Genomic DNA, 25,370 nt, shown 5'->3' with positions numbered 1-25,370 from the left:
GCAAAAAAGCCGGGAATTTCCCGGCTGCCGCATCATACACCCGTTTTCTCGCGGGATCACCCCGCCAGGCATTTTAGCCGCCCGGCGGGGTTAACATCTTTACGGCTTTGGCTTGCCCATGAAGCGGAAGAACTCGCTGCTCGGGTCGAGCACCAGTACGTCGCTCTTGTTGGCGAAGCTCTCACGGTAGGCCTTGAGGCTACGGTAGAACGCGTAGAACTCCTGGTCCTGGCCGTAGGCTTTGGCGTAGATCGCCGCCGCCTGTGCATCGCCATCACCGCGGGTCTCTTCCGACTCACGATAGGCTTCAGCCAGCAGAACACGACGCTGACGGTCGGCATCGGCGCGAATACCTTCGGCCAACTCGTTACCCTTGGCGCGGTGCTCGCGAGCTTCACGCTCACGCTCGGTGCTCATCCGCTCGAAGACGCTGCGGTTGACTTCCTTGGGCAGGTCGATGGCCTTGACGCGAACGTCGACCACTTCGATACCCAGCTCCTTGCTGGCCATGCGGTTCAGCGATGCAGTGATGTCAGCCATCAGCGCGTCACGCTCACCGGAAACCACTTCGTGCAGGGTGCGCTTACCAAACTGGTCACGCAGGCCGCTTTCCAGACGGCGCGACAGACGTTCGTCGGCAATCTGCTTGAGGCCCGAGGTCGCGGTGTAGAAACGCTCTGCATCCTTGACCCGCCATTTGGCGTAGGCGTCGACCATGACCGCTTTCTTTTCCAGGGTCAGGAAGCGCTGGGTCGGGGCATCCAGGGTCATCAGGCGAGCGTCGAACTTGCGCACCTGGTTGACGTAAGGAACCTTCACATGCAGGCCAGGCTGAACATCGGCCTGGACCACACGACCGAATTGCAGCAGTACCGCACGTTCAGTCTGGGCCACGATGTAGAAGCTGTTCCAGGCCACGATCGCCAGCACGACGCCAACGATCAGGGCGATCAGCGATTTATTGCTCATCAGCGGCTCTCCCTAGAACGCAACTGTTGTTGCTGCTGTTGCAGCTCCGCCGCCGCACGGTTGGCCGCATCGTTGGCCGAAACCGGCGCGCTGCTGACCGGGGTGCTGCTGGCGCGGCTACCTTCGACCATCTTGTCCAGCGGCAGGTAAAGCAGATTGCTCTGGCCATCCTTGCCGGAAACCAGGACCTTGCTGGTGTTGCTGTAGACTTCCTGCATGGTGTCCAGGTACAGGCGCTGACGGGTCACTTCAGGTGCCTTGCGGTACTCGGCTACCAGCTTGGTGAAGCGGTCGGCCTCACCCTTGGCGCGGGAGACGACTTCGTCGCGGTAACCATTGGCATCCTCGATGATCCGCTGGGCCTGACCACGGGCTTCCGGCACCACGCCGTTGGCGTAGGACTCAGCCTGGTTGCGGGCACGCTGCTCGTCTTCACGGGCACGGATCACGTCGTCGAAGGCTTCCTGCACTTCACGCGGGGCTGCCGCGCTCTGTACGTTGACCTGGGTGACGGTGATACCGGTACGGTAGGTATCGAGGAAACGCTGCAGGCGCTCCTTGATTTCCACGGCCATCTGCTCACGACCTTCGGTCAGTACCTTGTCCATGGCGGTGGAACCCACCACGTGGCGCAGAGCACTGTCGGTCGCGTGCTGCAGACTGACTTCAGGCTGATCGACGTTCAGCACGAAATCCTGCAGGTTGGTGATCTTGTACTGCACGGTCAGCGGAACCTCGACGATGTTCTCGTCTTCGGTAAGCATCTGCCCCTGCTTGGTATAGGCACGCTCACGCGTGACGTTTTCCATGTACTTGCGATCGATCGGCGGGAAGTAGATGTTCAGGCCCGGCCCTACGGTTTCGTAGTATTTGCCGAAGCGCAGCACCACTGCCTGCTCCTGTTCATCGACCACATACACGGCGCTGTACAGCCAGATAGCTGCCAGCACGGCCAGGCCGACACCGAGCAGGCCGAAGCCACCGCCCTTGCCGATACCGCCGTCACCACCGCGTTTTTTGCCACTGCCGAACATGCCGTTCAGGCTGTCCTGCAGCTTGCGGAAGGCCTCGTCGAGATCCGGTGGCCCTTTCTTGTCGCCGCCACCACGGCGCCCACCCCAAGGATCCTGATTATTCGAGTTGCCACCCGGCTCATTCCAAGCCATAGCGCTCTCCATCTGATAAAGCAAAGACGCACCCACGGCGCGCCGACCAATGCTACAGAATGCCTGTCACGGCTGCCCGACCGCGTCGCCGGGCATTTATTGCAAAGTATGTTGCTCGATGAACTCCACCGGCTTCAGGCCCGCGCGACTGACCAGGCGATTGAGTTCGACCCGGGACAGGCGCACGGCCAACAGGCTGCTGCCTTCATCGTCATGCTCTTCGCTCTGCACCGCACCCAGTTCAAAGAACTGCGCACGCAACCGCGCAAAACGCTGTTCAAGGCGCAAGGTTCCGATAAACAGGTCATCCCCCAGCAACTCGGCTACCGCTTGTCCCACCAACTCCAGGCCGCGCCCATCACGCGCTGAAACCCAGACCCGCTGCGGTTTGCCGTCGGCGTCGCGCTGAATCTGCGGCTCGACGCCCTCAAGCAGGTCGAGTTTGTTATAGACCTCGAGGATCGGCAAGCCTTCTGCACCAATCTCCCCCAGTACCGCCATCACCTGCTCGATCTGCTCCATGCGCTCAGGCTCATGGGCGTCGATCACGTGCAGCAGCAAGTCGGAGTTGCTCGACTCTTCGAGCGTAGCCCGAAAAGCTTCGACCAGCTTGTGCGGCAGGTGGCGAATGAAGCCCACGGTATCGGCCAGCACGATCGGCCCGACGTCGTCGATCTCGAGCCGGCGCAAGGTCGGGTCGAGGGTGGCGAACAGCTGGTCGGCCGCGTAGACCTCGGATTGGGTCAGGGCATTGAACAGGGTCGATTTGCCGGCGTTGGTATAGCCGACCAGGGAAACTGAAGGGATATCTGCCCGCTTGCGTCCCCGACGTGCCTGCTCGCGCTGGCTGCGTACCTTCTCAAGGCGTGCCTTGATCTGACGCAGGCGAACTCGCAGCAGTCGCCGGTCGGTTTCAAGCTGGGTTTCACCTGGACCGCGCAGACCGATACCGCCTTTCTGCCGCTCAAGGTGCGTCCAGCCGCGAACCAGCCGCGTGCTCATGTGCTCAAGCTGGGCCAGTTCGACCTGCAGCTTGCCTTCATGGGTACGCGCCCGCTGGGCGAAGATGTCGAGAATCAGACCGGTGCGGTCAAGCACGCGACACTCGAAAATGCGCTCGAGGTTACGTTCCTGACTGGGTGTGAGGGTGTGATTGAAAATCACCAGATCTACCTGTTCGGCATGGACCAGGTCGCGCAATTCCTCGACCTTGCCGCTGCCAATCAGGTATTTGGCGGTGGGCTGATGTCGCGCCACATTGGCGAACGCGACAATATCGGCCCCAGCCGACAATGCCAGCTCCTGAAACTCCTGCGGATCTTCGCGCGCCTCAGGGTTCTGACCTTCCAAGTGAACGAGGACCGCTCGCTCACCACCACCGTGGCGCTCAAAGAACAAAGCAGACTCCTATCAGGCGTTACCTGGCTCAGCGTCGCCATGCTCGGATTCGGATGCGCTTGGCAGACGGATCGGACGCACAGGAACAACTGTCGAGATGGCGTGCTTGTAAACCATCTGGCTGACGGTGTTTTTCAGCAGGATCACGAACTGGTCGAAGGATTCGATCGTGCCTTGCAGCTTGATGCCGTTGACCAGATAAATCGAAACCCCAACTTTTTCTTTTCTCAAAGTATTCAAGTAAGGGTCTTGTAGCGAATGCCCTTTTGACATATGCCGCACTCCTGTAAGGATCAATAGTAAAAAAATCAAAGAAAAACTGATGGCTCAAGCCGCCCCACCCCCAAGGATAGACGGCAATTACAAAGACTCAGCTCAATATGGAGGCCGATCCAAGGTATTTCAAGGTGCGAGACAGATTGTCGCAAGCCAGGCTATCCAACCAATGCAGGTCAGCCCAACTACGCAACCAAGTGAATTGCCGTTTCGCCAATTGGCGAGTAGCAATAATGCCGCGCTCCTTCATCTCCACCGATGTCAACTTGCCATCAAGGTGATCCCAGACCTGGCGATAACCAACCGCCCGTATAGACGGCAGCCCCGCGTGCAAGTCACTTCTGGCTCGCAGCAATCGGACCTCGTCAACGAAGCCCTGTTCCAGCATTTGCCCGAATCGTAACGCAATCCGCTCGTGCAACACATGACGATCGTTTGGCGCAATGGCCAGGCTGGCGACAGTATAGGGCAAATGTCCCTGCCCCGAAGCGCCTGCTGCGCTACTTTCAGCGGATTGACGCTGGCGATGTGAGGTCATGCTCATGCCACTGACCCGGTAAACTTCCAGCGCGCGAATCAGCCGCTGGGGGTCGTTGGGATGAATCCTTGCAGCCGATTCAGGGTCGACCGCTGCCAATTGCTCGTGCAACGCCTGCAATCCGAGGCGTGCGGCCTCTTCTTCAAGTTCCGCACGCACCTGTGGATCAGCCGCTGGCATATCAGCCAGACCTTCAAGCAGCGCCTTGTAATAAAGCATGGTGCCACCGACCAGCAGCGGAATATTGCCCCGCGCAGTGATGTCAGCCATCGCCTCAAGGGCGTCACGACGAAAGTCGGCAGCCGAGTAGCTCTGAGCCGGGTCAAGGATGTCGATCAGACGATGTGGATGAGCGGCCAGCACCTCTTTAGAGGGCTTGGCCGTACCAATGTCCATGCCGCGATAGACCAGCGCCGAGTCGACACTGATCAACTCGCAAGGCAGCACCTTGGTCAGTTCGATAGCCAGATCGGTCTTGCCCGCCGCAGTCGGGCCCATCAGAAATATTGCGGGAGGTTTACCACTCATTTTATCGACCGCGCAGGAACAGTTTGTCCAGATCGTCCAGGCCCAGTTGGGTCCAGGTCGGTCGACCGTGGTTGCATTGGCCGCTGCGCTCGGTGTTTTCCATGTCGCGCAACAGTCCGTTCATCTCGGCCACGGCCAGGCGTCGGTTGGCGCGAATAGCGCCGTGGCAAGCCATGGTGCCAAGCAGTTCGTTCAAGTGGGCCTGGATACGGTCACTGGTGCCGTATTCCATCAGGTCGGCCAGAACATCCTGAACCAGCCGATTGGCCTCGGCCTGCTTGAGCAGCGCCGGGATCTGCCGGATCGCCAGGCTTTCCGGGCCCAGGCGCTGCAACTCGAAGCCCAGGCGCTGGAACCACTCGGCGTGCTCTTCGGCGCAATCGGCTTCACGCTGGCTCAAGGCCAGGGACTCCGGCACCAGCAGCGGCTGGCCACTGAGGCCTTCGCTGGCCATCGCCACCTTCAGGCGCTCGTACATGATGCGCTCGTGGGCCGCATGCATGTCTACCAGCACCAGACCCACGGCGTTTTCGGCAAGGATATAGATGCCCTTGAGTTGGGCCAGGGCATAACCCAGCGGCGGGACATCACCCTGCCCCTCAGGCAACGCGGCGGGTGTCGCGTCATTGAGCGGGGCGAAGAATTCACGGTAGACACTCTGCGCCTCGGCAGCCGGGACGGCCTGGGCCGGGCGCGGAGTGTACTGGTATTGATAGCCTGCCCCCGATCCAGCAGCACCGCTGCCAGCCATCGGGCGCATTCCGGGTTCGGCAACCGGCTGCTCAAGCAGGTTGGCCGCCAGGCGCATTTCGCCCTGGGGACCGAACTCACCCGCCTGGATGCCGCTGGGGCGAATGATCTCGCTGGTCGCCGCGGGCGCTGCCAGCTGGTCTTCAGGGCGCACATCCGCCAGGGCTCGGTGCAGGGTGCCGTAGAGAAAGTCATGGACCATGCGCCCGTCACGAAAGCGGACTTCGTGCTTGGTGGGGTGCACATTGACATCGACCCCGGTGGGATCGACCTCCAAAAACAGCACAAAGGTGGGATGCCGGCCGTTGAACAACACGTCACGATAAGCCTGGCGCACCGCGTGGGCGACCAGCTTGTCGCGCACGGCGCGGCCATTGACGAAGAAGTACTGCAGATCGGCCTGGCTACGCGAAAACGTCGGCAAGCCTACCCAACCCCAGAGGTGCAAACCATTGCGCTCGATTTCGATCGGCAGGGCCTGCTCAAGGAAACCCGGGCCGCAGATCGCTGCCACTCGCCGGGCACGGGCCGTGTCGTCATGGGCCTCGTGCAGGCTGAGGATGCTCTTGCCGTTGTGACGCAGGTGAAACCCCACGTCGAAACGCGCCAGCGCCAGGCGCCGGATCACTTCCTGCAGGTGATCGAATTCGGTTTTTTCGGTCTTGAGGAACTTGCGGCGGGCCGGGGTATTGAAGAACAGGTCGCGCACTTCCACCGAAGTACCCACCGGGTGGGCCGCCGGTTGCACGCGCGGGGCCATGTCGCGGCCTTCGGTTTCCACCTGCCAGGCCTGCTCGGCGTCGCGCGTGCGCGAAGTCAGGGTCAGGCGCGCCACCGAGCTGATCGAGGCCAGGGCTTCACCCCGGAAACCCAGGCTCATGACCCGCTCCAGGTCCTCAAGATCGCGAATTTTGCTGGTGGCGTGACGGGCCAGGGCCAGCGGCAGGTCATCGGCAGCAATGCCGCTGCCGTCGTCGCGTACTCGCAGCAGCTTGACGCCGCCCTGCTCCACTTCCACATCAATGCGCCGGGCACCGGAGTCCAGGCTGTTTTCCAGCAGTTCCTTGATCACCGATGCAGGGCGCTCGACCACCTCGCCGGCGGCGATCTGGTTCGCCAGCCGCGGGCTGAGCAGTTCGATCCGGGCGCTGTCGGTCATTGCTGGGCCGCCAGGGCAGTCGTCGGAATGTTCAGAGCCTGCCCAACCTTGAGCTCATCGCTCTTGAGGTTGTTGGCGCTGCGCAGGCTGCTGACGCTGACCTGATAGCGCACGGCAATCATGGCCAGGGTTTCACCCGGGCGCACGCTATGTTCGCGTGGCCCCTGGGCGATCTTGCCGCTGTCACGCAAGAACGCGATATAGGTGCCGGGTGGCGGGTTCTGCTGGAAGAACTGCCGCACGCCACTGTGGATCGAGCGGGCCAGGGATTGCTGGTGGCTCGCGGTGGCCAGTTTGGCTGCTTCGTTGGCGTTGGAGATAAAGCCGGTTTCGACCAGGATCGACGGAATATCCGGAGACTTCAGCACCATGAAGCCTGCTTGCTCAACTCGGCGCTTGTGCAGCGGCGTGACTCGGCCCATGTTGCCCAGCACCTTTTGCCCGACGTTCAGGCTCGAACTCAGCGAGGCGGTCATCGACAGGTCAAGAAGCACGCCGGCGAGCATGCGGTCCTTGTCGTCCAGGCTGACGTTGCCGGCGCCCCCGATCAGGTCCGAGCGGTTTTCACTGTCCGCCAGCCACCGCGCGGTTTCCGAGGTAGCGCCACGATCAGAGAGAGCAAACACCGAGGCACCGAAAGCGGCCTTGGAGGGCGCGGCATCGGCGTGGATCGAGATAAACAGGTCAGCGCCCTTCTTGCGGGCAATCTCGGTGCGCTTGCGCAGCGGAATGAAGTAGTCGCCCGTACGGGTCAGTTCGGCGCGATAGCCTTTCTCACCATTGATCTGGCGCTGCAGCTCCTTGGCGATCGACAGCACGATGTCTTTCTCATGCTGGCCCCTGGAGCCTGAAGCCCCCGGGTCTTCGCCGCCGTGACCGGCGTCGATGGCGATGACAATGTCACGCTTGCCATTGGGCACGGGGGTCAGCTTGATCGCCGGCTGAGTAGGCGTCACAGGCACCGCCGGGGTGGTGGCGACCGGAGGGGTTGGCGGCGGCGAAACGGCGTCGGCAGCCTGGTCGAACAGGTCGACGACCAAACGATTGCCATACTGGGCGTTGGGTGCAAGGGTAAAGCTCTTGGGAGTGACCGACTTGTTCAGGTCGATCACCACGCGCAGGTCGGTAGGCGTGCGCTGGGCCGAGCGCACGCTGGTAATCGGGGTATTGGAGGTCGAGACCGTCAACGGGGCCGCCAGGGTCGCGCCATTGATGTCGATGACCAGGCGATCGGGTGCCGTCAGCGTAAAGACGCTGTGCTGCACAGGACCGGAGAGGTCGAACACCAGCCGTGTGTTATCCGGCGCTCGCCACAAACGCATACTTTTGACTTGCGTGACGGCCAGTGCATCAACAGTTACCGCCGTAAGCAGCAATCCTACGACCGCAACCAGTGCGCGAATGCGCATACCTATCCCCATTTTCTATTTGAATTCCAAGGCCAGAGCGGCACACCAGGCTTCGCCACGTGCCCCCTGCGGCGACAGGTTAAGCGAACGACCGCTCGCCTGGGGGCTTATGGTAATGGTCAGGTCGGGCTTTGGCAAAACACCCGCCCCGTTTTGGGGCCATTCAAACAGGCACAGCGCATCGCCCTCGAAATAGTCACGGATGCCCATGAACTCCAGTTCCTCCGGATCGACCAGGCGGTAGAGGTCGAAATGGAAGGCTCGCACCTCGCCAATCTCGTAGGGCTCTACCACTGTGAAGGTCGGGCTTTTTACTGCGCCAGTGTGCCCGAGGCCACGAATGATGCCCCGCGACAGGGTGGTCTTGCCCGCCCCCAGGTCCCCTTCTAGAAATATCACGCCGTGACCTTTGGTCACCTCGGCAATGCGGGCGCCGAAGCGGACCATGGCCTCTTCGTCGGCCAAAAACAGGGTTACACCTGACACGCTGAATGCTCCTCCAATAAATGACGAATGGCCGGGACCAGATCACTGGCCGCCAGCCCACGGCCTTGCGCCCCCAGCCGTTGACCGGCACAGGCATGCAGCCAGACCCCCAGGCACGCTGCGTCCCAGCTCGACATCTTCTGGGCCAACAGGGCGCCCAACACCCCACTCAGGACATCCCCCAGGCCTGCACCGGCCATGGCTGGATGCCCGCGTTCGCAGAGCGCCAATTGCCCGGTCGGGTCGGCCACCAGGGTGCCTGCGCCCTTGAGCACACATACGACCGCATATTTGCGCGCCAGTTTGCGCGCGGCCCCTGGACGGTCCGCCTGGACGGCCTCGGTAGAGATCCCCAGCAGCCGTGCTGCCTCCCCCGGGTGCGGCGTGATCATCGAACCCGCGGGCAGCGGCAGTGGTGCCCGGGCCAGCAGGTTCAAGGCATCGGCGTCCCATACTTGCGGCACCTCGGCATTGGCGACTGCCGACAACAGGCTACGTCCCCAGGCCGCCTGCCCCAGGCCCGGCCCGACCACCAGCACCGACGCGCGCTCGATGGGCGTCATTAGCTGGTTGGCGGAGTGAACACCAAGGCTCATCACCTCAGGCAACCGCGCCAGGGCCGCAGGCACCTGCTCGCTTCGGGTAGCCAGCGATACCAGCCCGGCACCACAGCGCAATGCAGCCTCGGCGCTGAGCAGGACCGCTCCGCCGGTGCCCCGGTCGCCGCCGACCACCAGCACGTGACCGAAGTCACCTTTCTGGGCTGCCAGCGCACGGGGTGGCAACCGGGCGAGGCTGCGGCTGGTCAGCAACTGCGGCTGGGTTTGGGGGTGTTTGGTCTGAGGCATGGGTCAAAGGCTCCGATGTCTGGCAGAATTATACGCACCTGAGTCTGCGTTGCCTTATTTCCCATGCCTGCTGCTACCCCCGATCTTCCCGCACTGGCCCAATCGATCAAGGATTGGGGCAAAGAACTCGGCTTTGCCCATGTCGGCATCGCCGGGGTGGACCTGGCCGAGCACGAGCAGCACCTTGAGCGCTGGCTGCAAGCCGGCTATCACGGCGAGATGGAATACATGGGCGCCCATGGCAGCAAACGCTCGCATCCCGACCAATTGGTGCCGGGCACACTGCGCGTGGTGTCGCTGCGCATGGACTACTTGCCCGGCGACACCCGGATGGCCGAGCAACTGGCACATCCCGAGAAAGCCTATGTATCCCGCTACGCCCTGGGGCGCGATTATCACAAGCTGATCCGCAAGCGCGTGCAGCACTTGGCCGAGCGAATCCAGCAAGCAATCGGCCCCTTCGGCTTCCGCGCCTTTGTCGATAGCGCCCCGGTACTGGAGAAAGCCATTGCCGAGCAGGCCGGCCTGGGTTGGATCGGCAAGAACACCTTGCTGCTCAACCGCAAGGCCGGGAGCTACTTCTTCCTCAGCGAGCTGTTCGTCGACCTGCCGTTACCCGTCGACCCGCCCCAGGTCAGCGAGCATTGTGGGCGCTGCAGCGCCTGCCTGGATATCTGCCCGACCCAGGCGTTCGTCGGCCCGTATGTATTGGACGCGCGGCGCTGCATTTCCTACCTGACCATCGAGCTCAAAAGCGCCATTCCCGAAGAGCTGCGCGCCCTGATCGGCAACCGCGTGTTCGGCTGCGATGACTGCCAGATCGTTTGCCCCTGGAACCGCTTCGCCCGGCCGTCCGCCGAGAACGACTTCAAACCCCGACACAACCTGGATAACGCCGGGCTTGCCGAGTTGTTCATGTGGGATGAGGCTACGTTCCTCAGCAACACCGAGGGTTCACCGTTGCGCCGTGCAGGCTACGAGCGCTGGTTACGCAACCTGGCGGTGGGCCTGGGGAATGCACCTTCGACCATACCGGTGCTGGAAGCACTGAGGGCGCGACTGGACTATCCGTCGGAGCTGGTGCAGGAGCATGTGCAGTGGGCGCTCGAGCAACACGCATCGCGGGGCAAGCTCGCCCCCACATCGTAGGAGCGGGCTTGCCCCGCAATTTCTCAATGCTCGTCGTTGTAATGGAACTTCGGCATTTCCCAGCGGAACCGAATGGCCAGCAGACGCAGCAGCAGCCCACCAAATAGCGTCAGCAGGATGGCCTGCTCGCCCGGCACCTTGAAATAGACGCACCCCAGGTAGAACCAGGCCGCGGCAAACGACACACTGGCATAGAGCTCGCGACGGAAGATCAGTGGAATATCGTTGCAGAAAATATCCCGCAGAATGCCGCCAAACACCCCGGTGATCACCCCGCTGATCGATGCCACCAGCATGCCCTGGCCCATCTCCAGCGCCGTCATGCAGCCAATCAGGGTAAAGGCCACCAGCCCCAGCGCATCGAGCACCAGGAACAATGAGCGCAAATGGCGCATCAGCGGCGCAATGAAGATCGTCATCAACGCGGCAAAACTGGTCAGTACCAGGTACTCCGGGTGTTTTACCCAGGTCAGCGGGTAATGCCCCAGCAGCACGTCGCGTACCGAACCACCGCCCAAGGCAGTGATACAGGCGATCAACACTACGCCGAACCAATCCATGCCACGTCGTCCCGCAGACAACGCGCCCGTCATGGCTTCGGCGGTGATTGCAATGAGATAGAGCATCAACAACATGGCGCAGATCCGTGCAAGGGGGCGCGCAGTCTACCCAGTTGCCTCAGGCACCAAAAGGGGGCGCCGCATGGATTGTCTGTACAACCCAGCGCCGACGCCGTCAGAACTTGATGAAGTGCTCGCGATAGTGGCGCAATTCGTTGATCGATTCGCGGATGTCGTCCAGTGCCAGGTGGGTGCCACCCTTCTTGAAGCTGTCGCGAACCTCTGGCGCCCAGCGCGCGGCCAGCTCCTTGAGGGTGGAAACATCAAGGTTGCGGTAGTGAAAGTAGTTTTCCAGGTTGCGCATATGGCGATACAGGAAGCGGCGATCCTGGCAGATGCTGTTGCCGCAGATCGGCGACTTGCCCTTGGGCACCCATTGCTCGAGGAAGGCAATGGTCTGGGCTTCGGCTTCGGCCATGCTGACCTTGCTGCCCTTGACCCGTTGGGTCAGGCCCGAGGCGCCGTGGGTACGGGTGTTCCAGTCGTCCATGCGCGCCAGCACTTCATCGCTGTGATGAATGGCAATTACCGGACCTTCGGCCAGGGTGTTCAGGTCGCTGTCGGTGACAATGGTCGCCATCTCGATGATGACGTCATGGTCCGGATCCAGGCCGGTCATTTCCAGATCGATCCAGATCAGGTTCTGTGGGTTCTGCATGATTCTGCTCCTCGGTAGGTGCGCAGTTTAGCCTAGTGGAGCGTGCTAAACTCCTCGCCGTTTAATAATGCATGCCGAACACGGAACCTTCATGGCCAAACGCCAGCTCAATCGCCGCCAAAACTGGCGGATCGAAAAAATCCAGGGTGAACGCGCTGCCCGCGCCGCCAAACGCGAACAACAGACCCTGAAGGAGCTCGAAGGCGGCGACCTGGGGCCGGAGCAACTCGGCCTGGTCATCGCCCACTTTGGCGTGCAGGTCGAGGTCGAGGCCCAGGATGGCGAGGGTGCCGGCCAGGTGTTCCGCTGCCACTTGCGCGCCAACCTGCCAGCGTTGGTCACCGGCGACCGTGTCGTCTGGCGCGCCGGCAACCAGGGCATCGGTGTGATCGTTGCGCAGATGCCACGCAGCACCGAGCTGTGCCGGCCCGACAGCCGCGGCCAACTCAAGCCGGTGGCGGCCAACGTCGACCTGATCGTGATTGTCTTCGCCCCGGCCCCCGAACCTCACGCCAACTTGATCGACCGCTACCTGGTCGCTGCCGAGCATGCCGGTATTCATCCGTTGCTGCTGCTGAACAAGGCCGACCTGATCAACGAGGAGAACGCCCCGGCGCTCAACGCGCTGCTGGCGGTGTATCGACAGCTGGGCTACCCGATCCTGGAAGTTTCGGCCCACCACGGCGACGGCATGCAGCAGCTGCAAGCACGCCTGGATGGCCATATCAGTGTGTTCGTTGGCCAGTCGGGTGTCGGCAAGTCATCGCTGGTCAACAGCCTGCTGCCCGAAGTGCAGACCCGCGTCGGTGACTTGTCCGAGTGGTCCGGCCAGGGCACCCACACCACCACCACCGCGCGCCTGTACCACTTCCCCGGCGGCGGCGAGCTGATCGACTCCCCCGGTATCCGCGAGTTTGGCCTGGGCCACGTCAGCCGGGCCGATGTCGAGGCCGGGTTTATCGAGTTCAACGACCTGATTGGCACGTGTCGCTTTCGCGACTGCAAGCACGATCGCGAACCCGGTTGCGCACTGCTCAAGGCCCTGGAAGACGGTCGCGTGCAACAACAGCGCATGAACAGCTACCGCTCGATCATCGCCAGCCTGCCTCAAGACACATACTGAAACTTTCAGTCGCCGGGTGAGGCTCACAACGAGCCTCACCTCGCAAAAAGCGCGGACTTTTTGTAGGGAAAATTACCGTTCACTGCGGGACAATTCCTTATTCGCCGTGGTCCCTTGCTGCCAGAAATACTTTCGCAGATTGTCACCTTTCAGATTCGCCATCACCGAGCGAGCCACCCCGTGCCCTGTGCATGAAAGGAATCAACTATGACAATCCAACCCCTGCCCATTCGCTGTCTCTCCGCCTTGCCCGGAGGGTGCTTCTGATGCCTGTTTTTATCAGCTATCGCCACAGTGATCGGCTCGACGCCTTCACCATCAACGAACGCCTGAAGCTCGAAGGTATCGCCACGCAGCTGGACCTGTTCGACAACGACGATCAACAGACCACCGACGCAATCTGCAGCCTTATCACCCGCCATGTCAGCAACTGCAGCCATCTGATCGTGGTGCTCTCGCACGACACGCCCCATGCCTGGTGGCTGCCCTTCCAACTGGGCGCCGGCACCCTGACCAACAGGCGCATTTCGTTGTACCAGTACGCAGGTAACGCGCCATCGGGTTATCTGGAGAAATGGCCGATCATGACCGCACGCGAGCATATCGATCTGTTTGTGCATGCCTACCACGATGAACGGACCTTCAAGCGCTCGATCACCCGTGAAGACCCCGACGCCCAAGCCACCAACCGCGCCAATGCCGACTTTTTCCACGCCGACCTCAAGGCCAAGATCCGGCGCGGTTTCTGACCCTTCCCCATAAAGCACAACGCCCGTGGGCATCACTGCACACGGGCGTTTCAATCAGACAACGGAATCACTCTTTGCTCTGATCCATCTTCAGTACGCCATCCTCGAAGATATTCAGCTTCTGGCGCAACTCACGCGGCTGCATCGGCTCGGCCTCGGGTGCCGCTTGCGATGGCACCGCAGGCGCAGGCGTGGCGGGGGCCGGCGGGCTGCTTTCAGGCGCTGGAGGCTGGGGCTGCTCACCTTCGATGGTGCGCTGGGCCTTTTTGGTCAGCACGATGATATCGATGCGCCGGTTCACCGGATTGAGCGGGTTCGCCCGGTCAAACAGCGACGAGGAGGCATAGCCGACAACGCGTGCCACCTGGGTATCGGGGTAGCCCCCGGCGACCAGTGCGCGACGCGCCGCGTTGGCACGGTTGGCCGAAAGCTCCCAGTTGCCATACTCGCCGGTACCGGAGTAAGGCTTGGCATCGGTATGGCCGCTGATGCTGATCTTGTTGGGCACTGCCTTGATGGTATCGGCCATGGCCAACAGAATGTCTTCAAAGTAAGGCTGCAAATGTGCGCTGCCCAGATCGAACATCGGCCGATTCTCGGCATCCATGATCTGGATACGCAGGCCATCTTGGGTGATCTCGAAGAGAATCTGGTCCTTGAACTTCTGCAGTTGCGGGTTTTCCTCGACCTTGTTCTGCAACTCCTGCAGCAACAGCTCAAGCCGCTCACGCTCGACCTGCTCGGCCATGCTCTCGACCTGCTCCTTGTCCAGCTGAATGCTGGTGTCGGGCGTGTGCTCGGACTTTTCTTCCGGGTTGATGGTCTTTTCCGGCGCAAGCTTGGGCGAGCCGCCCAGGTCGATCACGTAGGGCGTGCCGCTTTCCGAGAAGCCGATCGGGTCCTTGAAGTAGCCGGCAATGGCGATCTTCTGTTCCGGCGTGGCAGTAGACAGCAACCAGAGCACCAGGAAGAACGCCATCATCGCCGTGGCAAAGTCAGCGAAGGCGATCTTCCAGGCGCCACCGTGGTGGCCGTCGCCAAAGCGCTTGATGCGCTTGACGATAATGGGCTGATTGTTCTCCATGACTCAGCGTCCGCGAACCGCTTGTTCCAGCTCGGAGAAGCTAGGACGGTGGGCCGGGTACAGCACCTTGCGACCGAACTCTACGGCCAGCGACGGCGGCATGCCGGACGCCGAGGCGACCAGTGACGCCTTGATCGCTTCATAGACATTCAGCTCTTCCTTGGCATCCTGGCGCAGGGCCGTTGCCAGGGGACCAAAGAAACCGTACGCGGCAAGAATACCGAAGAAGGTACCGACCAGCGCCGCACCCACGTGCAGGCCGATGGACTGTTGATCGCCATCACCCAGGGAGGCCATGGTCACCACGATACCCAGTACCGCCGCGACAATACCGAAGCCTGGCATGCCATCGGCAATGCCGGTCACGGCATGGGAGGGATGCTCAAGCTCTTCCTTCATGCTCAGCAACTCCATGTCGAACAGGCCTTCGAGCTCGTGCGGTGCCATGTTGCCGGTGGACATGATGCGCAGGTAATCGCAGATGTACGCAGTCATGCGCTCATCGCCCAGCACCGCCGGGTACTTGGCAAAAATAGGACTGGCAGCGGCGTCTTCGATATCGGCTTCGATCGCCATCATGCCTTCGCGCCGACTCTTGTTGAGAATCTCGTAGACCAGCCCCAGCACTTCTATATAGAAGGTGTGGGTAAAGCGCGTACCGAACATTTTCAGGGACTTCTTGATTACATGCATGGTCATGTAACCCGGGTTCGCCTGAAGGAACGCACCAAAAGCCGCACCGCCAATGATCAGCACTTCAAAAGGCTGGATCAGCGCCGCAATCTTGCCGTGAGAGAGAACATATCCGCCGAGCACGCTCGCGAATACGACGATGATGCCGATAATTTTAGCCATAGGTAGAAAGCACTTGCAGTCGTGGTCGGGGTCGTGAGCGGAAGTTATTAAATCTCTTCTTCTACTTATCGGCAGATCTGCGCCAGACTATAGTCAGTCAAGGCGAAAAACCAGTTCGCCCCCCTCCAGCATGCCTATTGAAGCCACCGTGCCAAGTCAAACACCACAATCACTCGATGCCTGGGTCAAGTTGCTCGACAGCGTTCGCCTGCCGATTCCGCAGGCCAGTTACGAGCGGGTAAAAGCGGCGATGGCCGACAGCCGCCGCTCGTTGCGCGACATCGCCGAGTTGATGCAGGGAAGCCCGGCCCTGGTGCTCAGTGTGATGCGCGAGGCCAATCACCACACCAACACCAGCCTCGGCGAGCCCGCCGAAAGCCTGGAGGTTGCCCTCAACCGACTGGGGCTGGCACGTACGACAGCGCTGCTGGAACGCCTGCCTGTACTTCCCGAACAAGAGATCGCCCCGACCCTGCGTCAGTTGCAGCTGGTCAGCCAACACGCCAGCCAGCAGGCCAACGGCCTGTTCGCCAGTCGCCTGGCGCGGCTTTGGCAAGAGATCCACTGGGGCAGCCTGCTATTCCTCTCGCCCCTGTGGCCCCTGGCCCTGACCCACCCCAAACTGCTCGAAGACTGGGAGCTACGGGTGGTACACAAGGGCGAATCGGCGCGGCGGGTGGAACAAGAGTTGTTTGGTGTGCGTGTGCTGAGCCTGTGCAAGGCCCTGGCCGAGCATTGGCGCCTGCCGGAGTGGGTTACCCGCGGCTATCACCTGCTCCAGGATGAACGTCGATTACTGGCCCGGGCCCTGCACATCGCCCGCGATCAGAACAACCTGCACCAACAGCAGTACCTGGACGAGCAGCCAACATTGCGACGCTGGTTCAACCAACCCTCCAACACCGTGCTGTTGGCCAATGGCCTGGCACTTGCCGCACAAGTGGGCTGGACCACCGGCCACGTCCTGCGCTGGCAAATGCTTTGCAGCTTGTACCTGCAGACGTCTCTGGACGACGTCCAGCAAATGGTTCACCAGCAGGCCGCCATCAGCGCCCGCAAGCATCCCTGCGCCCAGTTGTTCCACCCGGCTGAAGCGTTGCTGTGGCCCTGGGACCAGCAGCGCCTGCATCCCGGCCAGGTCGCACCCTCGCCGCCCTCGGCCCAGGCTCTGGGCACCTGGCGCAAGCTCTGCGCACAGTTGCTGGCCGAACCCAGCCCCTTCACCAATGCCCTCCACTTGACCACCCAGGCCCGTGACGCCCTGGTGGCCTGCGGTCTGCAGCGGGTGGTGCTATTGATGACCGACAATCAGCAGACCGTGTTGCGGGTTCATCAACTGGCCGGGCTGCCACCAGAGGCTGCAAGCCTTGTGCTGTCGATCGAACACAACAAATTGCTGCAGCGCCTGATGAGCAAGGCTGCGCAACTGCGCCTGACACCCGAGAACCAGGCGCAATTCTCGCCACTGCTGCCACCGGGCCTGTACGCACTGTTTCGCAGTGAACACCTGCTGCTACGTTCACTCTCCAGCAATGGCCGGGTCGTGATGCTGCTGGCGGCTGACCAAAGCGGCAAACCGCTGGCCGACGTCAGCGTGCAGGCCTTTGGCAAAACCGCACAATGCATCGAACGAGCCCTGACCACCTTCAGCCACCGCAGCGCCTGACCCATGCGCTACAATCGCCCCCTCTGCCCTGACATGGAGACTCTGGATGACTGATTTTTCTGGCTTGCCCCTGGTAATTGAGCCGGTAGACCTGCAAGCCCGGCTTGATGCGCCAGAGTTGATCCTGGTCGACCTGACCAGCGCCAATCGCTATGGCAGTGGCCATATCCCCGGGGCACGCTTCGTCGACCCCAAGCGCACCCAGTGGGGTCAACCACCGGCGCCGGGCTTGCTGCCGGCCAAGGCCGACCTGGAAAAACTGTTCGGCGAACTGGGGCACAACGCCAATGCCGTGTACGTGGTGTATGACGACGAAGGCGGTGGCTGGGCCGGGCGTTTTATCTGGCTGCTCGATGTGATCGGCCACAAGCGCTACCACTACCTCAATGGTGGCGCCCAGGCATGGCCCGCAAACAACCTCAGCACCGACGTACCTGCGAGTGCTGGAGGAGCGGTCAGCCTGACCCTGCACGAAGACCCCACGGCGACGCGCGAGTACCTGCAAAGCCGCCTCGGTGCCGATGACCTTGCTATCTGGGATGCCCGAAGCCCCGCCGAATACCGCGGCGACAAGGTGCTGGCTGCCAAAGGCGGGCACATTCCTGGCGCGGTCAACTTCGAGTGGACTGCCGGCATGGACCTGAACGATCACCTGCGCATTCGCAAGGACATGCCCGAAATCCTCGAACAGCTGGGCATCAGCAAAGACAAGGAAGTGGTCACCCACTGCCAGACTCATCACCGTTCCGGCTTTACCTACCTGGTAGCCAAGGCCCTGGGCTACCCGCGGGTCAAGGCCTACGCCGGCTCTTGGGGCGAATGGGGCAACCACCCGGACACGCCTGTAGAACATTGAAGAATCAAGGAAACCCAATGAAATCCCGCTTGTTTATCATCAGCCAGTATCTGCTGCCGCATCACCTGCTGTCGCGCCTGGCCGGCTGCATTGCCGAGTGCCGCGTGCGCTGGTTCAAGAATGCGTTCACCACCTGGTTCGCCAAGCGCTACCAGGTCGACATGTCCCAGGCCCTGGTCGAGGACGTCACCGCCTATGAACACTTCAACGCCTTCTTCACCCGCGCCCTGAAGCCCGGTGCGCGCCCGCTGGATGAAACCCCCGGGGCCATCCTCTGCCCGGCCGACGGTGCCGTCAGCCAGCTCGGCCCGATCGAGCACGGCCGCATTTTCCAGGCCAAGGGTCACAGCTTCAGCGCCCAGGAACTGCTGGGCGGCGATCCGGCCAATGCTGCGCCGTTCATGGGCGGCGAATTCGCCACCATCTACCTGTCGCCCAAGGACTACCACCGGGTGCACATGCCGCTGGCCGGCACCCTGCGCGAAATGATCTACGTGCCGGGCCGCCTGTTCTCGGTCAACCAGACCACGGCCGAAAACGTGCCAGAGCTGTTTGCCCGCAACGAGCGCGTGGTTTGCCTGTTCGACACCGAGCGCGGCCCGATGGCCGTGGTGCTGGTGGGCGCAATGATCGTCGCCTCGATCGAGACCGTCTGGGCTGGCCTGGTAACACCACCCAAGCGTGAGCTCAAGACCTTCCGTTACGACGAAGCCAGCCGCGCGCCGATCCACCTGGAAAAAGGTGCGGAACTGGGCCGCTTCAAACTGGGTTCGACCGCCGTCGTGCTGTTCGGGCCGGATCAGGTCAAGTGGGCTGAAACGCTCGGCGCAGGGTCTGCGGTGAGCATGGGCCAGGGCCTGGCGATGCCAGCCCAGGCTTGAGCATGAAAAAGCCCGCAGCGATGCGGGCTTTTTTTTGCCTTATCGCGGGGCAAGCCCGCGATTCAGGGGTCAGGCGCGACCGTCACGATCCCGGAAGCCCAACAGGTACAACACACCGTCCAGCCCCAGGGTCGAAATCGCCTGCTTGGCCGACTGCTTGACCAGCGGCTTGGCACGGAACGCTACGCCCAGACCGGCAATAGCCAGCATCGGCAGGTCGTTGGCGCCATCGCCTACGGCAATGGTCTGCTCCATCTGCAATCCTTCCTTGCGCGCCAGCTCTCCAAGCAGGTCGGCCTTGCGCTGGGCGTCGACAATCGGTTCGACCGCGACACCGGTCACCTTGCCGTCAACCACTTCCAGCTCGTTGGCAAAGACGTAGTCGATGCCCAGCTTGGCCTGCAGTTGCTTGGCAAAGTAGGTAAAGCCACCCGACAGAATCGCCGTCTTGTAGCCCAGGCGCTTGAGCTCGGCGAACAGGGTTTCGGCGCCTTCGGTCAGGCGCAGCGAGGCACCGATCTCGTCCAGCACACCGACGTCCAGCCCCTTGAGCAAGGCCAGGCGCTCCTTGAAGCTGGCACGGAAGTCCAGTTCGCCACGCATGGCGCGCTCGGTGATTTCCGAAACCTGCTCTCCAACGCCGGCGGCCTTGGCCAGTTCGTCAATCACCTCGGCCTCGATCAGCGTCGAGTCCATGTCGAACACCGCCAGGCGACGGTTGCGGCGGAACAGCGAATCCTGCTGGAAAGCGATATCGACGTTCAGCTCCTGGGCCACGCTCAGGAACTCGGCGCGCAGCGCCTGCGGGTCAGCGGGCTCGCCGCGCACGGAGAACTCGATGCAGCCCTTGCCCTGGTCAACCGGCGTGTCCAGCGCCACACGCCCGGACAGGCGGTCGATGTGGTCGATGTTCAGGCCGTACTTGGCGGTAATCGAGCTGACACGCTGCAACTGCTCGGCAGTCACCTTGCGGGTCAGCAGGGTGACGATGTGGCGGGCTTTGCCCTGGCCTTCGACCCAGCTCTGGTAATCGGCTTCGGAAACTGGCGTGAAACGGACCTGCTGATCGAGTTCGTAGCCCGCGAACAGGATGTTTTTCAACACCGAGGAGGCCTTCTCGGTATCCGGGATCTCCACCAGGATGCCGAAAGACAGGGTGTCATGAATCACCGCCTGACCGATGTCGAGGATGTTCACACCACCCTGGGCCAGAACACCGGTGATGGCCGCAGTGAGACCGGGGCGGTCCTCACCGGTGATGTTAATCAGAACGATTTCGCGCAAGACGGGCTCCGACTCGTAGAAAAAAGCACATTCTACCGATTTTCACAGACCATCGGGCGCAGCCGATACTTTGCCGCCCCTTGAGCGCTCGCTATACTGCGCAGCAACTTCTCCGACATAAAGAGCCGCGCTCTGTGAACCGGCCCACGCCCGTTAAGACCGACAACTTCTTCCTGCTGATTTTTCATGCGCTGCGCCAACGCCGTGTGCCGCTTGCGCTGCGGATCGCCTGCCATAACGTGTTCCTGGTAGCACTGGCCCTGGTGATCTATGCCTGCGTGATGGGCTTGCAGTTCAAGCAGGCCATGCATGAACAGGCCGATGCCCTTGGGCAGAGCCTGACCACGCAGACCGCAACCTCGGCGACCGAGCTGCTGGTGTCCAACGACATCCTCAGCCTCAATGTCCTGCTGGGCAATCTGGTGAAAAACCCGCTGGTCGCCCATGCCGCCATCTACAGCGTCGACAACCGGATCCTCGCCGAAGCCGGCCAGCGCCCGAAAAACGGCCTGCTGGGCGAGGCTGAAGGCCTGTACCAGACCAAGATTACCTTTCAGGATGTGACCGCAGGCCAACTGCGTATCAGCCTGGACATGAGCCAGTTCCAGCAACCGCTTACCATCAGCCTGCAGAGCATGGGCATCCTTGCCGGTATTCTGCTGGCCCTGGCCCTGGCCATGAGCCTGCGCCTGGGGCGCTTCATCTCTACGCCCCTGCTGCAACTGCGGGTCTGGCTGCGCGACATCAACGAATTCACCCCGGCGATCGAGCGCCAGGACGAAATCGGTGACCTGGCGCGCCAGCTGCACGCCCGCCTGGCACCACCCCCACGGGAAATCGAGCCGGAAGAAGTCGAAGAAGAACACCTCGACGACGATGAGCCTGAGTTCAAGGTTCGCAACCTGCGCGACCCAAGCTTCGACGAAGCCCCAGCGGTGACCAAGGCGAGCACGCCGGTAGCGGACGACGATGAAAACGACGACGCGTTTGCCGACCTGCTCGACGAAGAACACGACGACGCCCCGCAACCTGCCACTCCACCCGCCAAGCGTGAGCCTCAGGCCAGCGCCGTACTGGCGGTACAACTGGGCTCCCAGGAACAGCTGCGCCGCCTGCCGCGAGCTCGCCTGACCGAACTGCTGGAGCGCTATCGCGACTGCCTCGACCAGGCCGCGTCACTGTATGAAAGCGAAGTGCACACCCTCAACGACGGCAGTACCCTGATGCTGTTCCACAAGCAGGACAGCGGCGAGGATTACCTCACCAATGCCATCTGCTGCGGCGAGCTGCTGCGCGCCCTGGGTCACGCCCTGCAGATCGAGGTAGCCGACAGTGGCATCACCTTGCAACTGCAGCTGGGCCTGGCACTGGGTGAAGGCCTGGACGGCATGAGCCAGATCGACCTGCTGTTGACCGAGAAGGCCCAGGACGCCCTGGCCCTGTCGCAACACAGCCGCAACCTGCTCCTGGTGGAGCGCAAGATCAGCGATGACGCCCTGATCCGCCAGCGTGCCCGTATCCGTCCTATCGCAAGCCCCGAGGGTGCCTGCTGCGTGGAGCGCCTGATGGAGCCCTACCCGTCGATGCTTGAGCGCCAACTGGCGCGGATGCACGAGCGTCGGGTCAAGAGCTGATACCCCATCGCGGCGTGTCCGCTTGGGGGACGGGATGGCGACTGCTGCGCAGTCGATCACAGCCTCGTTCCTCGGCAGCGGCTACGCGACAGACCCAATAAAAAAGCCCGCATCGCTGCGGGCTTTTTTGTACCTGATGACTTAGAAGCGGAAAACTTCCATATCAGTGCGAATTGGCGTAGCCAATGGAATCTTTGGCTTCTCCGGTTCTTTGCGCACTTGCACCGGCGCGGCCTTCTTCGGTTGCTCTTCAGCGATCGGCGGCTGGTTGGCCAGCGGCTTGAGGGCAATGCTCAGTTGTTCGGCCAGCTTTTGCAGCAATTGGCCCTGGGCCTGTACCTGCGCTGCTGCGCTGCCCTGGTGCTGCTGTTCCAAGTGGACAATGCGGTTGTCGCGGACCTGGCCACGGCGATCCAGCAGGCGCCACTGGGCATCAAGCACCGCCGGCTGGTTGGCACCGGAGTCCAGTCGAGTGATCGACAACAGCACCTGTACATCCGGCGTGAAGCCCGTGTTGCCCGGCGCGAGCACTACGCGCTGGCTGTCCAGGCGCCAGGCCAATTGGCGTACCAGCAACTGATCGATGTCTGCCGACAGGCTGCCAGCCCAACGGCCATCGGTCGCCGCGGTCAGGCTTCCATCGGCTTGACGCTGAAGCAGGGTTTCGCGCTGCAGGTAATCGGCAACCGACACCGGGCCGAGCACGACGGCCATGCCCGCACTTTGCTTGGGCTGGCCAGGCTCACCACTGTCGAGCTGATACAGGGATACCGGCTGGTGCATGCTGCAACCGGCCAGTCCGAGTACGCCACTGAGCAGCAGAACAAACGGAAGGCGCAGAAATTTCATCATCCCATCCAGGCGGCCGCCACAAGGCAAACCGCAGTGATACTCATATAGATTCGTTCGGGCACACAGCCACGCTGATGCCGCAAGGCGCCTATCATCCGCGAAATAGCGGTTCGACTCCAGTGTTTCAACCCCGAACGGGCGCGAAATTACCCATTCGGGGTCTCTAAACCGGCTTACCCGATGTTCTCGACCAACAACGCATCAACGCGCTGGAAGCCTCGGGGCAGCTTGTTGCCTCGACGGCCGCGCTCGCCCTTGTAGTGCTCAAGGTCATCCGCCTTCAATGACAGGGTACGCTTACCAGCCTGCAACACAAGCGTCGCGCCGTCAGGAATGACCGCCAAATCAGTGACATATTCCTCACGACTGGCAACCCGGTCACCAGGAATACCGATGATTTTATTGCCCTTTCCTTTACCAAGCTGCGGCAGGTCGCTGACTTTGAAAATCAGCAGGCGACCTTCGGTAGTCACCGCGGCAAGCCAGTTTTGCTCACGGTCGGCCACTGCACGCGGGGCAATGACCTTGGCGCCGTTTGGCAAACTGAGCAGGGCCTTGCCGGCCTTGTTCTTGGCCTGCAGGTCTTCGCCCTTGACCACAAAGCCGTAGCCGGCGTCGGAGGCAATGACATACAAGGCATCGTCTTCAGGCAGCAGCACACATTCAAAGCCGGCCCCTGGCGGTGGCGTCAGGCGGCCTGTCAAAGGCTCGCCCTGGCCACGGGCCGACGGCAACGTATGGGCGGCAACCGAATAACTGCGGCCGGTGGAGTCGATGAACACGGCAAATTGGTTGGACCGCCCGGCCGCGGCGGTCTTGAAGCCATCACCGGCCTTGTAGGACAGGCCCGTGGCATCAATGTCGTGGCCCTTGGCGCAACGCACCCAACCCTTCTCCGACAGAACGACGGTGACAGGCTCGGTCGGCATCAGCTCGTTTTCCGACAAGGCCTTGGCCTCAGCACGCTCGACAATCGGCGAACGACGGGCGTCGCCGTAGGTTTCGGCGTCCTTGATCAGCTCGGCACGGACCAGCTTGCGCAGTTTGCTTTCGCTGCCCAGCAAGGCGGTCAGCTTGGCTTGTTCCTTGGCCAGTTCGTCCTGTTCGTTGCGGATCTTCATCTCTTCCAGCCGCGCCAACTGGCGCAGGCGGGTTTCGAGGATGTACTCGGCCTGGGTTTCGGTCAGGTCGAAGCGGGCAATCAGCGCGGCCTTTGGCTGCTCCTCGGTACGGATGATGTGGATCACTTCATCCAGGTTGAGGAAGGCCACCAGCAAGCCTTCGAGCAGGTGCAGGCGGCGCTCGACCTTGTCCAGGCGGAATTTGAGGCGACGGCGCACCGTCTGCACGCGGAACTCCAGCCACTCGACCAGCAACGCGCGCAGGTTTTTCAGCTGCGGGCGGCCATCCAGGCCGATGATGTTGACGTTGACCCGGTAGCTGGACTCAAGGTCGGTGGTGGCGAACAGGTGCTGCATCAGTTCGTCGAGGTCGACCCGGTTGGAACGGGCGATGATCACGATCCGGCACGGGTTCTCGTGGTCCGACTCATCGCGCAGGTCAGCGACCATTGGCAGCTTCTTGGCCTGCATCTGTGCAGCGATCTGTTCCAGCACCTTGGCCCCGGAGACCTGGTGCGGCAAGGCGGTGACAACGATGTCGCCGTCTTCGATACGGTAGACCGCACGCATGCGCACCGAGCCACGGCCGCTTTCGTAGATTTTCAGCAATTCCGAGCGCGGCGTGATGATTTCGGCTTCGGTCGGGTAGTCCGGCCCCTGGATGTGCTCGCACAACTGCTCGACGGTAGCCTTGGGCTCATCCAGCAAACGCACACAGGCGCTGGCAACTTCACGCAGGTTATGTGGCGGCACGTCGGTCGCCATGCCCACGGCAATACCGGTGGTGCCGTTGAGCAGGATATTCGGCAGGCGTGCCGGCAATACGGCAGGCTCGTCCAGGGTGCCGTCGAAGTTCGGCACCCAATCGGCGGTACCCTGGCCCAGTTCGCTGAGCAGCACCTCGGAGTAGCGCGACAGCCGAGCTTCGGTGTAACGCATGGCCGCGAACGACTTCGGATCGTCCGGAGCACCCCAGTTGCCCTGGCCGTCGACCAGGGTGTAGCGGTAGCTGAACGGCTGCGCCATCAACACCATGGCTTCGTAGCAGGCCGAGTCACCGTGGGGGTGGAACTTGCCGAGCACGTCACCGACGGTACGCGCCGACTTCTTGTGCTTGGAATCGGCGTCCAGGCCCAGCTCGCTCATGGCATAGACGATGCGTCGCTGCACCGGCTTCAGGCCGTCGCCGATATGCGGCAAGGCGCGGTCCATGATCACGTACATGGAGTAGTTGAGGTAGGCCTGTTCGGTGAAGTCAGCCAGTGACCGGCGCTCTACGCCATCGAGGCTGAGATCAAGGGAGTCGCTCAT

23 protein-coding genes are annotated in these 25,370 nt (G+C 62.0%); 7 read left to right on the top strand and 16 right to left on the bottom strand.

Features of this window, described 5'->3' with window-relative positions:
• Positions 1-99: 99 nt before the first annotated feature.
• The 9 genes from hflC to U9R80_RS02290 form a co-directional block, all read right to left on the bottom strand.
• A complete protein-coding gene (gene hflC, locus U9R80_RS02330) occupies positions 100-969 on the bottom strand; it encodes a protease modulator HflC (RefSeq protein ID WP_274117396.1) in 870 nt (289 codons plus the stop codon).
• Positions 969-2,135 carry an FtsH protease activity modulator HflK gene (hflK, locus tag U9R80_RS02325; RefSeq protein WP_274117395.1) on the bottom strand — a complete coding sequence of 389 codons (1,167 nt, stop codon included), beginning with the start codon at positions 2,133-2,135 and terminating at the stop codon, positions 969-971. Before hflK ends, hflC begins: the two co-directional genes overlap by 1 nt.
• A 96-nt stretch (positions 2,136-2,231) precedes the next feature.
• Positions 2,232-3,533, bottom strand: a complete 1,302-nt coding sequence (hflX, locus tag U9R80_RS02320) for a ribosome rescue GTPase HflX (RefSeq protein ID WP_301838276.1) — start codon at positions 3,531-3,533, stop codon at positions 2,232-2,234.
• Between the two features lie 12 nt (positions 3,534-3,545).
• Positions 3,546-3,806: an RNA chaperone Hfq gene (gene hfq, locus U9R80_RS02315; protein ID WP_028945676.1), complete on the bottom strand. Its 261-nt coding sequence runs from the start codon at positions 3,804-3,806 to the stop codon at positions 3,546-3,548.
• Positions 3,807-3,903: 97 nt separating this feature from the next.
• Complete coding sequence (gene miaA / locus U9R80_RS02310; RefSeq protein WP_301838277.1) at positions 3,904-4,875, bottom strand: tRNA (adenosine(37)-N6)-dimethylallyltransferase MiaA; 972 nt, start codon at positions 4,873-4,875, stop codon at positions 3,904-3,906.
• Between the two features lies 1 nt (position 4,876).
• Complete coding sequence (mutL, locus tag U9R80_RS02305) at positions 4,877-6,784, bottom strand: DNA mismatch repair endonuclease MutL (protein WP_301838287.1); 1,908 nt, start codon at positions 6,782-6,784, stop codon at positions 4,877-4,879.
• Positions 6,781-8,205 carry an N-acetylmuramoyl-L-alanine amidase gene (locus U9R80_RS02300; RefSeq protein ID WP_301838288.1) on the bottom strand — a complete coding sequence of 475 codons (1,425 nt, stop codon included), beginning with the start codon at positions 8,203-8,205 and terminating at the stop codon, positions 6,781-6,783. Before U9R80_RS02300 ends, mutL begins: the two co-directional genes overlap by 4 nt.
• Before the next feature lie 3 nt (positions 8,206-8,208).
• On the bottom strand, positions 8,209-8,679 hold the full coding sequence (gene tsaE, locus U9R80_RS02295; RefSeq protein ID WP_274117390.1) for a tRNA (adenosine(37)-N6)-threonylcarbamoyltransferase complex ATPase subunit type 1 TsaE: 471 nt from the start codon (positions 8,677-8,679) through the stop codon (positions 8,209-8,211).
• Positions 8,667-9,527, bottom strand: coding sequence for an NAD(P)H-hydrate dehydratase (locus tag U9R80_RS02290; RefSeq protein ID WP_301838289.1), 861 nt, complete (start codon positions 9,525-9,527; stop codon positions 8,667-8,669). Before U9R80_RS02290 ends, tsaE begins: the two co-directional genes overlap by 13 nt.
• 63 nt (positions 9,528-9,590) lie before the next feature.
• Here U9R80_RS02290 and queG point away from each other — a divergent pair, with 63 nt between their 5' ends.
• Entirely contained in the window at positions 9,591-10,676 is a 1,086-nt protein-coding gene (gene queG, locus U9R80_RS02285; RefSeq protein WP_301838290.1) for a tRNA epoxyqueuosine(34) reductase QueG, read from the top strand.
• A gap of 23 nt (positions 10,677-10,699) precedes the next feature.
• On the opposite strand, the gene U9R80_RS02280 is transcribed toward queG, so the two are convergent.
• Together U9R80_RS02280 and orn are read right to left on the bottom strand one after the other, a co-directional pair.
• Positions 10,700-11,311, bottom strand: coding sequence for a trimeric intracellular cation channel family protein (locus tag U9R80_RS02280; protein ID WP_301838292.1), 612 nt, complete (start codon positions 11,309-11,311; stop codon positions 10,700-10,702).
• A 100-nt stretch (positions 11,312-11,411) separates the two neighbouring features.
• Positions 11,412-11,954: an oligoribonuclease gene (gene orn, locus U9R80_RS02275; RefSeq protein WP_301838294.1), complete on the bottom strand. Its 543-nt coding sequence runs from the start codon at positions 11,952-11,954 to the stop codon at positions 11,412-11,414.
• Between the two features lie 91 nt (positions 11,955-12,045).
• Between orn and rsgA the strand changes: the two genes are divergently transcribed.
• Positions 12,046-13,077 (top strand): small ribosomal subunit biogenesis GTPase RsgA, encoded by a 1,032-nt coding sequence (rsgA, locus tag U9R80_RS02270; RefSeq protein WP_028945667.1) that lies wholly within the window; start codon positions 12,046-12,048, stop codon positions 13,075-13,077.
• Positions 13,078-13,343: 266 nt separating this feature from the next.
• On the top strand, positions 13,344-13,826 hold the full coding sequence (locus tag U9R80_RS02265) for a molecular chaperone Tir (RefSeq protein ID WP_301838296.1): 483 nt from the start codon (positions 13,344-13,346) through the stop codon (positions 13,824-13,826).
• A 67-nt stretch (positions 13,827-13,893) separates the two neighbouring features.
• On the opposite strand, the gene motB is transcribed toward U9R80_RS02265, so the two are convergent.
• Together motB and motA are read right to left on the bottom strand one after the other, a co-directional pair.
• Positions 13,894-14,910: a flagellar motor protein MotB gene (motB, locus tag U9R80_RS02260; protein ID WP_301838297.1), complete on the bottom strand. Its 1,017-nt coding sequence runs from the start codon at positions 14,908-14,910 to the stop codon at positions 13,894-13,896.
• A gap of 3 nt (positions 14,911-14,913) precedes the next feature.
• Entirely contained in the window at positions 14,914-15,765 is an 852-nt protein-coding gene (gene motA, locus U9R80_RS02255; RefSeq protein ID WP_274117382.1) for a flagellar motor stator protein MotA, read from the bottom strand.
• Between the two features lie 130 nt (positions 15,766-15,895).
• Between motA and U9R80_RS02250 the strand changes: the two genes are divergently transcribed.
• Genes U9R80_RS02250 through asd form a run of 3 tightly spaced genes read left to right on the top strand, consistent with a single transcriptional unit; the run spans position 15,896 to position 19,168 of the window.
• Positions 15,896-17,431 carry an HDOD domain-containing protein gene (locus tag U9R80_RS02250; protein ID WP_301838301.1) on the top strand — a complete coding sequence of 512 codons (1,536 nt, stop codon included), beginning with the start codon at positions 15,896-15,898 and terminating at the stop codon, positions 17,429-17,431.
• A 46-nt stretch (positions 17,432-17,477) separates the two neighbouring features.
• Complete coding sequence (locus tag U9R80_RS02245) at positions 17,478-18,287, top strand: rhodanese-like domain-containing protein (protein WP_301838302.1); 810 nt, start codon at positions 17,478-17,480, stop codon at positions 18,285-18,287.
• Positions 18,288-18,304: 17 nt separating this feature from the next.
• Entirely contained in the window at positions 18,305-19,168 is an 864-nt protein-coding gene (gene asd, locus U9R80_RS02240) for an archaetidylserine decarboxylase (RefSeq protein WP_301838303.1), read from the top strand.
• A gap of 69 nt (positions 19,169-19,237) precedes the next feature.
• On the opposite strand, the gene serB is transcribed toward asd, so the two are convergent.
• On the bottom strand, positions 19,238-20,452 hold the full coding sequence (gene serB / locus U9R80_RS02235; protein WP_301838304.1) for a phosphoserine phosphatase SerB: 1,215 nt from the start codon (positions 20,450-20,452) through the stop codon (positions 19,238-19,240).
• Positions 20,453-20,586: 134 nt separating this feature from the next.
• Here serB and U9R80_RS02230 point away from each other — a divergent pair, with 134 nt between their 5' ends.
• Positions 20,587-22,086 carry a histidine kinase gene (locus U9R80_RS02230; protein WP_301838305.1) on the top strand — a complete coding sequence of 500 codons (1,500 nt, stop codon included), beginning with the start codon at positions 20,587-20,589 and terminating at the stop codon, positions 22,084-22,086.
• Positions 22,087-22,227: 141 nt separating this feature from the next.
• Here U9R80_RS02230 and U9R80_RS02225 read toward each other — a convergent pair whose 3' ends face one another.
• Both U9R80_RS02225 and parC read right to left on the bottom strand, forming a co-directional pair.
• On the bottom strand, positions 22,228-22,935 hold the full coding sequence (locus U9R80_RS02225) for a PqiC family protein (protein WP_301838307.1): 708 nt from the start codon (positions 22,933-22,935) through the stop codon (positions 22,228-22,230).
• 176 nt (positions 22,936-23,111) lie between these two features.
• Positions 23,112-25,370, bottom strand: a complete 2,259-nt coding sequence (gene parC / locus U9R80_RS02220) for a DNA topoisomerase IV subunit A (RefSeq protein ID WP_301838309.1) — start codon at positions 25,368-25,370, stop codon at positions 23,112-23,114.

This window comes from Pseudomonas sp. JQ170C (genome assembly GCF_035581345.1).
Lineage (GTDB): Bacteria > Pseudomonadota > Gammaproteobacteria > Pseudomonadales > Pseudomonadaceae > Aquipseudomonas.
Note: the sequence above shows the minus strand (reverse complement) of the source record. Positions and strands in the feature narration are given on the sequence as shown.